Here is a 13,668-nt window from a genome sequence, read left to right as displayed (position 1 = left end):
CTTAAATTAATCGATTGTTTTTTAATCTAAGTTTTAGCTTATTTTACAATAGCTAAGGCAAATCCATCATGTCCTTTGCTACCAACAGTTTGAAGTGCGGTGCACGACAAAATTTTCGGATGGTTTTGCATCGCTTTGAACATATTTCGAATCCCTTCAATACTTGGTTTATGATTTTCAGGATTGATAATATCGCCTGCACGAATCACGTTATCGAGGAAAATCAAAGTACCTGAATGAGATAGGTTCAGGCTTAATTCCAAATACTCTGGGTAGCTTTGTTTATCGGCATCAATAAAAATAAAGTCGAAAGGTTCAATGTCTGCAGGCAGTGATTTAAGGATATCTGTTGCACGTCCACATTTGAGTTCAACGGTTTGTTTAAGCTGAGCTTTGTCGATATTTTCTTGGCCCATCGCGGCATGCGTATCACGCCCTTCAATCGTTAAAATATAGCCGTCTTCAGGTAAAGCGCGCGCTAACCACATGGTGCTATAGGCAGCAAAAGTGCCAAGCTCTAGCACACGCTTACATTGATTCATTTGAATCAGCATTTGTAAAAGCATGCCTTGGTTTGGTGCAACAGCTAAGTGATCTGGAAAACCATGCTTCTCAGTATTTTCTAAAGTTTGCAGTAGAATTGGGTCTTCAGGAATTAAATGTGCATCGATATAGTTATCAATCTCTGTCCACATTTGTTGCATAGCATGTTCACCTTGGTTGCGATGTGGAGCATTTTAAACTTTTATTTTCAGAGTGCAATTTTTCCGACCATATTTGTTGAAATCAATGCTCAAAAAAAGAGGTCATATTGACCTCTTTTAATTTTTAAAAACTAGTAACTACACATCGAAGAATTGCGACTGAGGTCTGGGCCCCATGTGCGATATCCTTGGGTATCAATGTGAATCTGACCAGAAGCATATAAACCTAAGCCCATGTTTAAGCTCTGACCATGTTGGGTCCAAAATTGGCATAGACGATATTTTGTATTTTCAATATAAGCATAATCTTCGGGTTGCGGGTTTTCAGGTCCGATTCGAAAATCGATGGCAGAATTGAATAAGTGGCGTGACGAGTTTGCACCGCCAGCACATTGGTTTAAAGGCAGATCACGATAAACTGAAGTGACTTCAAAATCGGTCAGTACTTTGGCTGCAACTAAATATTTAAATACTTTTAAAGTGGCAATTTGGTTTTTCCAAAGTTCACGATTTGGAATCATATATTGTGAGCGACCACATTTTTGCCAGTCACGAGCGGTTCTGAGCAGTTCAAAGCTTGGGATGATATTCCCAACTCCATTACGTTCAAGGAAAACTTCATACTCACGTACGCGTGCTAGTGTGTCACCTACAGACATCCAAGCATTATAGGTATAAGGAATAATTTTAGGTGGTGCAGGGCGGTCAAAACTAATTTGCTCTTGTGGGATAAAAATACGTTTTCCATCAGGTGTTGTGATGGTCTTGCCTTTGTGAGATGAAGTCGTACAGCCAATCATCACCAAGGGGATTATGCTAACCGTAAATAATCCCTTTAAAAATTTCTTCATTATAGAAATCAAATATTTAAAAAATACGCCTATTATTTTAATCCAAATTTGTGAGGAAAAATTGGAAATATTGCAATCAAATGTGTGTTTTAGGTATAAAAAAAGATCAGCTTATGCTGATCTTTTTCTGGCTTACTTTTCTAAGTATTGTAACTTATCTGCTTTACCGTTCCATTCTTCACGGTCAGCAGGTTGGTCACCAATCTGGGTAATGTTCGGCCAAGTTTGTGATAATTCAGCATTTAGTTCAATAAATACTTCTTGACCTTCTGGCAGTTCATCTTCAGAGAAAATTGCATTTGCTGGACATTCAGGTTCACACAGTGCGCAATCGATACATTCATCAGGATTGATCACTAGAAAGTTTGGACCTTCATAGAAACAGTCTACTGGACAAACTTCTACGCAGTCTTGATATTTACATTTAATACAATTTTCAGTGACAACAAAGGTCATGGCGAAGGCTACCTAAAAATATGGTTCTAATAACTAATGTGTATTTTAGGCAAAAACAGCACCAACTAACAATTGCTTTTATTGATATTTGTTATATGCACGGCTGTTAAATTTGATAAAAACTGAACATTCTGCTGAAAATTGCTTTTTACAATAAAAAGACCGTCATTTTGACGGTCTAGACGGTTTACAAAAATAGAAAACTACTATGAATGTAGCTGATCTTTCAATGCATAAAGCTGCTGTAAGGCTTCACGTGGACTTAAGTTATCGACATCAATGCTCTTGAGTAGTTCAAGTGCGGCAGAAGGCTTCTCAATTTCGACCACACGTTCAATGATTTCAAGTTCAGGTGTTTCTATCGCGGCAAACAAATCATTTTGAACGACTTTAGGTTTTTGCAGTTGTTGCTTCTCTAAAATTTTCAGACGATTTTGTGCTTCTTTGATCACACTGGCAGGAATACCCGCCAATTTTGCTACCTGTAAGCCGTGACTTTGGCTCGCTGGCCCATGTTGGACTTTATGTAACAAAATGAGGTTGCCATTGAGTTCTTTTGCGGTGACATGGTAGTTATCAATAGCAGTTTCTTTGGCTAGCTCGGTTAGTTCAAAGTAATGTGTGGCAAATAAACATAAGCATTTAATGCGTTTGGTTAAGTCAAGTACGCAAGCCCATGCCAAGGATAAACCATCATAGGTACTGGTGCCACGACCAACTTCATCCATCAGAACCAGCGACTGATTGGTTGCATGATGTAGGATTTGCGAGGTCTCAGTCATTTCCACCATAAAGGTCGATTTGCCTGTAGATAGGTCGTCCGCAGAACCAATACGGGTAAAGATTCGATCAATAGGACCTAAGACTGCTGATTGGGCTGGTACATATGAGCCACAATAGGCCAATAGGCTAATTAAAGCCGTTTGACGCATAAAGGTTGATTTACCGCCCATGTTAGGACCCGTAATAATGGCCATGCGGTGGTTAAAATCAAGTGTCGTGTCATTCGGTGTAAATGAGGCTTTGTTCAAAGCCTCAACCACTGGATGACGTCCCGCAATAATTTTAACCCCAATTTCTGGGCTATACTCAGGACGTGACCAATTGCGTAAGCGAGCCTGATGTGCAAAGTTGGCTAAGAGGTCGATTTGCGTAATAGCGCTACTCATCATTTGTAAATGACCAATGTCGGCGCGGAGTTCATCTAAAAGCATTTCGAACAGCATTTTTTCGCGGGCTAATGCGCGGGACTCACTCGAAAGCACTTTGTCTTCAAAGGTTTTCAGCTCAGGCGTGATATAACGCTCAGCATTTTTCAAGGTTTGACGACGAATGTAGTGATCAGGCGCTTGCTCGGCTTGTGCACGGGTCAGTTCAATGTAGTACCCACTGACACGGTTATAACCAATTTTTAAGGTCGAAATTCCAGTATTTTGACGTTCTTGAATTTCAAGGTCGATCAAGTATTGTCCTGCATGATCGCGGATTTTACGGAGTTCATCAAGTTCCTGATCGAAACCTTCCGCTATCACATTTCCATCTCGTAAAAGCACAGGTGGATGTTCAACGATGGCAGACATTAAACGTTGATGTAAGCCATGGAAATCTCCCAATTCTTCATTCAATTGGGTAATGAGTGCAGACTGTTTACTTTGAATCACGGGTTGAATGGCATGACGTAAATAAGGGACTTGCGCACAGGCTTGGCGCAGTTGCACTAAGTCACGCGGACGGGCACTACCTAAAGCCACCCGACTGAGGACACGTTCAATGTCTCCAATCTCTTTTAATACTAAACGGACTGGCGATTCATGGTAGCCATCCACAAGACTCTTGGTAGCATCTAAACGTGCGTCTAAGAGCTTGGTATCACGTAACGGTTGCATCAGTGTACGACTAAGTAAACGTCCACCCATTGCAGTTTGACAGTCATTGATGAGTTGGAATAATGACGTGCCGTGTTCAAACAGAGGCTCAACCAACTCTAAGTTTCTACGCGTCACAGGATCAAGCGCAATGAAATCACTGCTTTGTTCTAGTTGAATCGAACGAATATGCGGCAAGGCAGTCTTTTGCGTTTCTTTGGCATAATGAATCAGCGATGCTGCTGCTGCTTTGGCAAGCGGCAAATGGTCAATACCGAAACCAGCTAAAGTCGATACTGCAAACTGATCACATAAGGTTTTTTGTGCATTGTTTAAATTAAAGTCGACATTGGGACGGCGTGTTACAGGGCAGTCGAGCAGTTTTTTAATGTGTTCAATGATATTGGGGTCGACAATATTTTCATCGACCAAAATTTCACTTGGCATCAGACGAGACAGTTCAATACCGAGTTGCTCAAGCTGAAACTCTTGTTGCTGAACTTTGAATAAACCTGCACTTAAATCTAACAATGCAATACCAATTTCATTTTGTTGTACGCAAAGCGCCACAAGGTTTGAACTTTGATGTGCAGTCAGTAAGGCATCATCTGTCAGCGTACCTGGTGTAATAATCCGGACAACGCCACGTTCAACAGGGGCCTTACCTGTAACCTCACCAATTTGCTCGCAAATGACGACGGTTTCGCCTTTTTTCACCAAGCGAGCAAGGTAGCCTTCAGCTGCGTGGTAAGGAACGCCTGCCATAGGGATAGGTTCACCATTGGCTTTGCCACGATGGGTTAGGGTAATTCCGAGAAGTTTAGCGGCCTTGTGTGCATCTTCAAAAAACAGCTCGTAGAAGTCTCCCATACGATAAAACATCAAAGAGTGCGGATGTTGCATTTTGACACCCATATATTGTTGCATCATGGGAGTGAGGGTGGACAAATCAGTTATGATTCCCGAATTGCTCATGTAGGTGAAATCCTTAAATCTTTGAAAATGCACAATATAAAAATAGACCGAGCGACACCGCTTACCGTGTGTATTTATGCGCTATGAACAGCTATTGTATGAATGGCAATATCTTAGCAAAATTGAAAACGACTAAACAATAAATCATCTATAAAGCGAACAGTTGTTAAACAGCCAAGTGATTATTGCTGTAGGCATTAGGTGTAAAGCAAAAATAAAAAAGCCTAAACATCTGTTTAGGCTTTTTAAGATTTAAGGCTTATACAGACCGAGTTCAGTCAGCTGCAACCGTAGGATACGACGTAACTCAAGAACAGCTTCAGGCGTTTCTTGAATAGAATGTCCACCTTTAATAATCTTCTCAGACAATGCACCATCTAGATGGGCACTCGTATAAGGCACGACATCGTCTGTAATGATATTGAGGTCATTACTTTTGGTCGCATTCCCCATGATGCTGTGGAATTTCATGCCTTTGTATGGAACGACATTTTTAGTTAACCGAGTAAAGTTAGAGTTTTTACTGAGATCACTTGGCCCATTTTGAATGAGTCCATTATCGACATCTTTAATGAAGGCTTGTAGGTCAGGGTCACTACTTTGTATAACATCGGTCAGTGCCCCCAAAAACGCACCTGGTAGACGAATGACTTTACGTGCCGCAAGGGTAAACCAGCGGTCAGCAAACTCTGTCCCACGATGTGGTGCTGCCAAAAAAATGGCCCGACTAAAGTTTGGAATCGGTTGAATGTCGAGACGTGATTTAAACAGAGGGTCATTTTTAAATTGTTGCACACGTCGATTGGGTAGCAGTTTCATTGCAGCAGGGGTTAAGTCAGCATCGCTCACCAAAAGCCGCGCAATAATACCGCCCATACTATGACCCACTAGCACGGCATCCTTTTTAGCAGGCGCTTTGCTGTCGACCAAATTAAAACTTTGTTGAATGATTGCATAGATTTGGAAACGACTTTCTAAAATTGGCATATTGGTCGAGTAGAACACTTGCCAGACTTGATAGTGCTCACGTAGCACGGGATCGCCCATGACATCATTCGTCAAACGAATCCATGCCTCTGGACTACTGGCTAGTCCGTGAACGAGCACCACCACTTTTTTATTTGGGTTGTACGGCTCAAGCATGAATAGGTGCGGCATAGTGAGGCGTGCATCACGATCAATCAGGGATAAATACGCGGCCTTGCCTAAATTGTTTTGTGCCAACCATAAGCCATAAGGTGCAGAAAAGTTTGCAGCAAGAGGGTAACTTTTACCTGCAATTTTCGCAGATTCAAACTTATAGGGATCATAAGCTGAGATTTCAAACTCAGGGTTGTTTAAGATCTCATCGATACTAGATGCAGAGCGTGGCTGTGCGGTAATAGTTGCCGCCAAATAACGGGCATTGTGAATGTTAGGATTACGACCATTGGTATACTGATAATGCAGTGGATCGACAATATATTTGGCTTTTTCGGGGGAGGTGTCGTTTTGCTCGGGTGGGAGGACAATCAGAAACTCTGAACCAAAACCATCGCGACGTGTGATAGAGCGTAGGCCTGAAAAGTTCATATTGTAAGTTGACATCAGTTGTTCAACTTGACGGTTTTTTAAAAGTGGGTAGTTATCGTAATTTATGCGGTAAATACTTTGCCCCACTTTTATTTGATTACCGACTTCAGATGGCCCATGGCGTAAGCCATAACTATTTACAAGTTTAGCGATAGCTTGGTTATAAAAGTCACGGAGTTGGACTTGACGGTTATCAAAAATACGATCTTGCGGGCCACGTTTGGTGTTAAACATGTAGGCGTAACTATAACGAATACTTTTATCTAGCATGCCGAGTTGCTGATCTAGGCAGCTTTGGTAGTTTTGTTTTTGTAGCGCTTTTTTTTCTGCAGACTGGGTCTTGGCTAAAATACTCACTTTACAGGCAGATGATTTTTCTAAGGAAATTGCTTTAGCGAGATACAGTTCGCTGGCAGTAGAGAGAAGTTGTTCATCCTGAATTTGTGGAATTTGTCTGAGTTCGCTGACACATTCTTCAGGTTGCTCTGAACAGATTTTGGCTTCTCGACCTGTCATAGACAGTACGTTTAGACTCGCTTCACTGAGCTTATCCCGCGTTAAAATACTCTCACGCTCATTGGTAATTGTGACGTTCAGTGATTGATTTTTCACACTGACCACTTGGCAACCACTCAAAAGCGAAACGAGAGTGGTCATCATCAAGGTGCTACGGATGTATTTAGGCATAAAAAGCGTCGACTACCGTTTATTCTTTTGAATTTTTTAAATCATACGATAATTCTCGGATTTATCAATAAAAATAGACCGAAAATTCGGTCTATTTTTAGGTACATCAGAAGTGATGGAATTATTTTGCAGTATTTAGAACTTGCCAAACATTCCAACGACCTTGTTTTTCAATTTCATTAATCAAGCGATCCGCAACTTCGGCTTCTTGTGGATATTTCAGCTTGTAGTTTTTCAAGGTTTGCACCGCATTTTTCTTTTGTTCCATAGCAATGTAGTTATTTGCTGTCGCTAAATAGGCTTCTTGAACACCAGATTTCATTGCTTTATCGAGGTATGGCATCGCTTCGCGTTGGCCACCACCTTCAGACAAAGCAAAACCGAACCAGAAGTTTGCTTCAGGGTCTTCTTGGTTAATTTTTAAAATACGCTGTGCATAAGCCAAAGATTTGGTGGTATAGACTGAACCGAGGTCTAAATTACGTGCCATAACGCTAGCTTTGAACGCACGAACCAGTACATCAAATGAGGCATTGTCTTTCGATGCTAACGTATCAAGCTGTTGTGTCACTTCTTTTAGTTTTAACTCAAAACCTTTACGTTCTTGGCGTTCTGTAAAACGTGGTGGGTAGTGACGGGCTTTGCCTTCAACCAACTGTAAGAAGTCATCAATTTCAGTAATGTCGACTTCATTGTCGCCTGCCAGTACGGCAAACTTCAACTGACGGTCTTTGCTGTTTACGGTCGGGATAATCAGTTTATTGGTGTCTAAAACCAGTTTTTTAGTTGGGTCGTCAGAGCGAGTCACTTCCATTTTAGTTACGGGTTGAGCCGCTGCTTTTTTTAAGTTAATTTCAAATGGAGGTGGCGCATCATAATTAAATGGATTGAGTGCATAAAATGGTGCAGTTAATTCAGGCTCTGTAAAAACGATGGTATCGTTGTTATTCTTCGTTGGGTTTGAGCTACACGCTGTTAAAAACGAGACAGCAAGAACAGCAACCGCTAAGGGTTTAAGCATCATAAGGTTCTTCCATTCATTATTTTAAGAAGTGGTATAAAAGGCATGTTCGTCAGTCTAAAAAAACTCTGATGAACATGCAAGGTTTGCTATAGGCAGGTTTTCAAAAACTAACACTTTTCATGTTTAGTCGTTAGATGGCAGGCTTTGAGCTTCACATTCGCGGCGTACATCTTCCAAAATTTTCAATTCTTCAGCACTAAAAGGTTGTTCATTTTGTTGTTGCTTTTTAAAAGTTGGATCAAGCAAAGACAAACGTTGGCAAAGGGTGTTCATCCGTTTCTCATTCAGCTGAATGCGGTCAAGTAGAACACGCATACCTTCAAGAATTGGATCAGACTGGTCTTGCGTTGCAGCATAAGGTTGGAAACCAATACTTTCTGCATAATCGCGACGACGTGTTTCTGCTTCATCTTTCGGTTTATCTTTAGAAATAAAGCGTGCAGGGTTACCAACTGCGGTGGTGTCGGCTGGAACAGCTTTGGTGACGACTGCATTTGAGCCGACTTTCGCATTTTTACCGACAGTAAAAGGGCCTAAAATTTTAGCACCAGCACCAACCACCACGCCGTCTTCTAAGGTCGGGTGACGTTTGCCTTTATTCCATGTGGTTCCACCTAAAGTGACACCGTGATATAAGGTCACATCGTCGCCAATTTCAGCGGTTTCACCAATCACGACGCCCATGCCATGGTCAATAAAAAAACGACGACCAATTTTAGCACCCGGGTGAATTTCAATACCTGTTGCAAATCGGCTAAAAGAAGACAATAAACGAGCTGAGCCTTTACATTCTTTTTTCCATAACTCATGCGCCATGCGGTGCATGATCAAGGCATGAATGCCTGGATATGTGGTTAGAACTTCTAAAGTGTTTCGTGCCGCAGGATCGCGCGCGAATACAGCTTGTATATCTTCTTTGAGCTGTTTAAGCATTAGATTGATCCTCTGTCTGATCCGTATTTGACTTTTTCCATGTGCCATTATTTAAGGCTTGTACACGACTAAAAATACCACGAAGTAAATGATATTCCATACGATCTAATTGTATACGTCCAAAAAGACGACGCAAGCGTAAAGGCAGTAATCGAGGATTTTTGGGATCTAAAAATTCAATCTCGGCCAACATTTTTTCAATGTGCGGGTAGAACTGTTCCATTTGCTCATGTGTGACCAAAGGCTCATCCCACTGCATGGACTCTGTATCTGTGACAGGCATGGTTGCAGCTTCATTTTCAGCGCTTTCTACAGCAGCAAGAGTTGCCATACGCATTTCATAACAAATCACTTGAATCGCTTGAGCCACATTTAGCACGCCATAGTCTGTATTTACAGGAATGGTGACATGGTAGTTGGCCATAGCCAGTTCTTCGTTGGTCAGTCCGCGGTCTTCACGGCCAAATACAACAGCAACCTCTTGCTGATCATTGACCACTGCTGAAATTGATTTTTCAGCCGCGGGACGTGCGTCTAGCAAAGGCCAAGGAATGGTACGACTACGTGCACTCGTGCCAAACACTAAATGGCAGTCTTTGATGGCATTGGCAAGGGTTTCAACGATTTCAATCTGCTCGATTAAATCCGTTGCACCTGCAGCCAAAGCATCGATATCGGGATGCGGATAGGTTTTTGGCGCAACCAACACCAGCTTTGAGAGTCCCATTGTTTTCATGGCACGCAGTGCGCTACCAATGTTCGCAGGGAGTGTGGTATTGACCATGACAATACGCACATGGGAGAGATGCGCTGAAATAGCGGCATTGTCAAATTGGCTCATGATTTTTCCAATGAATCTTTAAAATTTAAATAATTAAGAGAACTGACCGACTTCAGCTTGATATAAGTCCATGGCATCATCCATGCTCATATCCGCAGGTGGCGGTGGTACATCTACAGGTTTGGCTTCTTCATAGCTCACCGCTTTGGCGGCTTTGGATTTGACCTGATATTCCACATGAAGATTTTCTTTACCAAAATAGTCACGGAGTTTAGAAAGTAGTTCATCCTGCGGCGCCACTTTCCAATTAATCCCTAAGTGTAATTCAGCCGTGGCATACGGGTAGTCCAACAGCAATTGCAGCGGGATGTGGTTACACATATCGACATTACAAAAGGGTGCAAGAATATTTTTTAAATCTTGGCTTAGTGTTTTTGTGCTATGTGTTGGGTCGAGACGAATTTGAATACAGTTGGCGCGTTTTTGACGAATTTCATTCAGCGTAAATGCTTTGGTTAAGCGCCCCATTGGGCGGTCAAAACCTTCACGCTCGTAAATTTCACCCTCAATCACCACCACTTTTTCATTTTGAATGATGTCTTTAAAACGCATAAAGCGTTCATGATTCGCAGAGACTTCAATCCGTGAGGTACCATCATCTAAGGTCACCATCATTCGGTTCGGGAAGTTAGCTACATCAACCACAAGACCTGCAAAAACCGTAGTAACACCACGACGAGTTGGGGTAAGTTCATTAATTTTATTCGGAATAAACGCTTTCAACTCAGTGCGATAGACATCAATTGGGTGGCCGGTTAAATACAACCCTAGAGTGTCTTTTTCACCTTTGAGACGGACTTCATCTGACCAAGGTTTAACAGGTTTGGCGGGTTTACGTTGTACTTCTTCAACCTCACCAAACAAGTCCATGATGCCTGTTTCACGGTTTGAGCGAGCTTGATCTGCCGCTTGTACCGCTTCAGGTAGCTGCGCCATTAGACTTGAGCGCTCAATGCCGAGGCAGTCTAAAGCACCTGAGCGAATCAATGCTTCTAAAGTCCGTTTATTGATTTTTTTCAGATCAATACGATGGCAGAAATCAAACAAGTCACGATAAGGCCCATCTTGAATACGCGAGTCAATGACCGACTGCATCGCCGCTTCACCGACACCTTTAATTGCGCCGAGTCCATAAACGATCGTTTTGTCGTCCGAAGCATGGAATTGATAGATAGACATATTGACCGAAGGCGGCAATACCTCTATATCATTGTGTCGACAGTCGTCAATCAAGAACACCACGTTATCGGTGTTTTGCATTTCCGAAGACATCACCGCTGCTAAGAATTCAGCTGGATAATGCGCTTTGAGCCATGCCGTTTGATAGGCCACTAAGGCATAAGCTGCGGCATGCGATTTGTTAAAGCCATAACCTGCGAACTTTTCCATATAGTCAAAGATATGGTTGGCAGTGGCTTCATCAATATCTTTTTTTGCTGCACCTTCCGTGAAAATTTGGCGCTGTTTGACCATTTCTTCGGGCTTTTTCTTACCCATCGCACGACGTAGTAAGTCCGCACCACCCAAGCTATAGCCCGCACAATACTGTGCTGCCTGCATTACCTGTTCTTGGTAAACCATAATGCCGTAAGTCGGCTCAAGTACACCTTCAAGTAGGGGATGGAGATATTCAAACTCGCCACCATGCATACGGTGGATAAAGTCTGGAATCAGGTCCATCGGACCCGGACGGTAAAGGGATACGAAGGCGATAATTTCTTCAAATTTACTTGGACGTGCTTCCTTGAGCATTTTTTTCATGCCCACGGATTCAAACTGGAAGACCGCTGTGGTGTTGGCATTGGCAAAGATGAGGTATGCATCTTTGTCGTCAAGCGGAATGAACGCAATGTCTAAAGGCACATCTAGCTGAATGCGCTTATTGATATTCTTCACGGCATCTTCAATGACCGTTAAGTTGCGCAGACCCAAGAAGTCGAACTTTACTAGACCTGCAGATTCAACATCGTCTTTATCGTACTGCGCAACACGGCCTGTACCATCTGCATCACACATCACGGCAGAAAAGTCGGTAATTTTAGTCGGGGAAATGACCACGCCACCTGCGTGTTTACCTGTGTTACGGGTAATGCCTTCGAGTTTTAATGCCATTTCCCAAATTTCAGCGGCATCGTCATTGTCTGGGTTAGATGGGTTGGTGACAATGTCTTTAAGCTGTGGCTCTGCTTCAATCGACTCTTCGAGGCTTAAACCTAAAGGTTTGGTCGGAATCATTTTTGAGATTCGGTCTGCCAAACCATAGGATTTACCCAAGACACGTGCCACATCACGAATGGCACCTTTAGCTGCCATAGTACCGAAAGTGGCAATTTGTGATACTGCATCGCGTCCGTATGTACGCGCCACATAGTCAATCACACGATCACGACCAGCAATACAGAAATCGACGTCGAAATCGGGCATTGAAACACGTTCTGGGTTTAAGAAGCGTTCGAAGAGTAGTCCGTATGGGAGAGGATCGAGATCCGTAATTTTTAAGCTGTAGGCAACAAGTGAACCTGCACCTGAACCACGGCCTGGACCAACCGGAACGCCATTACCTTTAGACCATTGGATGAAGTCCATGACAATCAAGAAGTAACCTGGGAAACCCATTTTAAGAATGGTCCCGATTTCATACTCTAAACGATCATCATATTCTTTACGTTTTTGAGGCCAGTATTCATCACGCGTTTCAGGTGGATATAAAAAGTCTAAACGCTCTTCTAAACCTTCTTTGGATAAATGTGCAAAGTAGGTGTCGATGGTATGGCCTTCAGGAATAGGGTAGTCAGGCAGGAAGTATTTACCTAATTGCAGGGTAACGTTACAACGTTTAGCAATCTGATAAGTATTTTCAATTGCAGAGGGAATGTCTGCAAATAATTCCGCCATTTGTTGGCCAGATTTAAAATATTGCTCTGGAGAGTAATTTTTTGGTCGGCGGTTATCCCCTAATACATAACCATCGGCAATACAGACTCGGGCTTCGTGTGCTTCAAAGTCGATTTCTTTCATGAAGTGCACATCGTTGTGTGCAACTACACCAATATTATATTTTTTAGCCAGTTTTAAGGCTTCATAATTGAAGTCATCTTCACCTGAGCGTTCTGTTCGACATAGAGCCAAATAAACACGATTGCCAAATTTTGAAATCCATTCTTCGAGTAAAGGTTCGGCTTTTTGCGGATTCGATGTACAGAGCATTTTGCCGACATCAGATCGCATGCCAAGTAGCGCAATCAGGTCATGGTTTTGTTCTAAAATCCAGTCTTTTGCAACGCAAGGAATATCAAGCTGTTGACCTCGGATAAAACCTTCTGAAACCAGTTCGGTTAGATTACGCCAGCCAACATTGCTCATCGCCAATAATGTCACGCGATGTTCAGCATCGTTCAAGCGAACTTCTGAACCCATAATCGGTTTGATACCATTATCTAAGCATTTACCATAAAATTTTACAGCAGCATGTAAGTTAGATAAGTCAGTAATGGCAAGGGCTGGCATACCTTCTGCCTTAGCAGCTTTGACTAAATCAGGTATACGTACAATTGATTCTGTGATTGAAAATTCTGTATGAATACCAAGATGTACAAAGTGCATAAGTGAGTCCCTGCAAAAACCGCTGAATAGTTTAACATGCTCTGCCTTCATTCTGAGTGCGATTCAAATGAATTGGCAAAATTTAATAGGCTACAGTGTTTGGACTGTTTATTTTATTGTCAGTAAGTTCTAAACGACTTAAAAAAGGCAATGTCAG

The 13,668-nt window shown here is 42.3% G+C and carries 9 protein-coding genes; all 9 read right to left on the bottom strand.

Features of this window, described 5'->3' with window-relative positions; genetic code table 11:
- Positions 1-38: 38 nt before the first annotated feature.
- The gene (locus MN200_RS10280) at positions 39-704 is read right to left on the bottom strand and encodes an O-methyltransferase (protein ID WP_242759338.1); all 666 of its coding nucleotides are present in this window, start codon (positions 702-704) and stop codon (positions 39-41) included.
- A gap of 131 nt (positions 705-835) precedes the next feature.
- Complete coding sequence (locus MN200_RS10275; RefSeq protein WP_058869895.1) at positions 836-1,555, bottom strand: D-Ala-D-Ala carboxypeptidase family metallohydrolase; 720 nt, start codon at positions 1,553-1,555, stop codon at positions 836-838.
- A 132-nt stretch (positions 1,556-1,687) separates the two neighbouring features.
- Entirely contained in the window at positions 1,688-2,011 is a 324-nt protein-coding gene (gene fdxA / locus MN200_RS10270; RefSeq protein ID WP_004696359.1) for a ferredoxin FdxA, read from the bottom strand.
- A gap of 206 nt (positions 2,012-2,217) precedes the next feature.
- Complete coding sequence (gene mutS, locus MN200_RS10265) at positions 2,218-4,851, bottom strand: DNA mismatch repair protein MutS (RefSeq protein ID WP_114392858.1); 2,634 nt, start codon at positions 4,849-4,851, stop codon at positions 2,218-2,220.
- 252 nt (positions 4,852-5,103) lie between these two features.
- Positions 5,104-7,110 carry an alpha/beta fold hydrolase gene (locus MN200_RS10260; protein ID WP_058869893.1) on the bottom strand — a complete coding sequence of 669 codons (2,007 nt, stop codon included), beginning with the start codon at positions 7,108-7,110 and terminating at the stop codon, positions 5,104-5,106.
- 121 nt (positions 7,111-7,231) lie between these two features.
- The gene (locus MN200_RS10255; RefSeq protein ID WP_058869892.1) at positions 7,232-8,134 is read right to left on the bottom strand and encodes a hypothetical protein; all 903 of its coding nucleotides are present in this window, start codon (positions 8,132-8,134) and stop codon (positions 7,232-7,234) included.
- A gap of 123 nt (positions 8,135-8,257) precedes the next feature.
- Positions 8,258-9,067, bottom strand: coding sequence for a serine O-acetyltransferase (cysE, locus tag MN200_RS10250; RefSeq protein WP_004696365.1), 810 nt, complete (start codon positions 9,065-9,067; stop codon positions 8,258-8,260).
- Positions 9,060-9,908 carry an RNA methyltransferase gene (locus tag MN200_RS10245; RefSeq protein WP_242759335.1) on the bottom strand — a complete coding sequence of 283 codons (849 nt, stop codon included), beginning with the start codon at positions 9,906-9,908 and terminating at the stop codon, positions 9,060-9,062. The genes cysE and MN200_RS10245 overlap by 8 nt, the downstream gene beginning before the upstream one ends.
- A gap of 33 nt (positions 9,909-9,941) precedes the next feature.
- Entirely contained in the window at positions 9,942-13,511 is a 3,570-nt protein-coding gene (dnaE, locus tag MN200_RS10240; protein ID WP_242759333.1) for a DNA polymerase III subunit alpha, read from the bottom strand.
- Positions 13,512-13,668 lie beyond the last annotated feature (157 nt).

It is taken from the genome of Acinetobacter sp. LUNF3 (assembly GCF_022699605.1).
Lineage (GTDB): Bacteria > Pseudomonadota > Gammaproteobacteria > Pseudomonadales > Moraxellaceae > Acinetobacter > Acinetobacter johnsonii.
Note: the sequence above shows the minus strand (reverse complement) of the source record. Positions and strands in the feature narration are given on the sequence as shown.

What these genes read in the sequence shown, in the direction of transcription:
- MN200_RS10260 (WP_058869893.1), bottom strand. Translation starts at nt 7,110, where the DNA reads ATGCCTAAATACATCCGTAGCACCTTGATGATGACCACTCTCGTTTCG.
- MN200_RS10255 (WP_058869892.1), bottom strand. Translation starts at nt 8,134, where the DNA reads ATGATGCTTAAACCCTTAGCGGTTGCTGTTCTTGCTGTCTCGTTTTTA.
- MN200_RS10280 (WP_242759338.1), bottom strand. Translation starts at nt 704, where the DNA reads ATGCAACAAATGTGGACAGAGATTGATAACTATATCGATGCACATTTA.
- cysE (WP_004696365.1), bottom strand. Translation starts at nt 9,067, where the DNA reads ATGCTTAAACAGCTCAAAGAAGATATACAAGCTGTATTCGCGCGCGAT.
- dnaE (WP_242759333.1), bottom strand. Translation starts at nt 13,511, where the DNA reads ATGCACTTTGTACATCTTGGTATTCATACAGAATTTTCAATCACAGAA.
- mutS (WP_114392858.1), bottom strand. Translation starts at nt 4,851, where the DNA reads ATGAGCAATTCGGGAATCATAACTGATTTGTCCACCCTCACTCCCATG.
- fdxA (WP_004696359.1), bottom strand. Translation starts at nt 2,011, where the DNA reads ATGACCTTTGTTGTCACTGAAAATTGTATTAAATGTAAATATCAAGAC.
- MN200_RS10245 (WP_242759335.1), bottom strand. Translation starts at nt 9,908, where the DNA reads ATGAGCCAATTTGACAATGCCGCTATTTCAGCGCATCTCTCCCATGTG.
- MN200_RS10275 (WP_058869895.1), bottom strand. Translation starts at nt 1,555, where the DNA reads ATGAAGAAATTTTTAAAGGGATTATTTACGGTTAGCATAATCCCCTTG.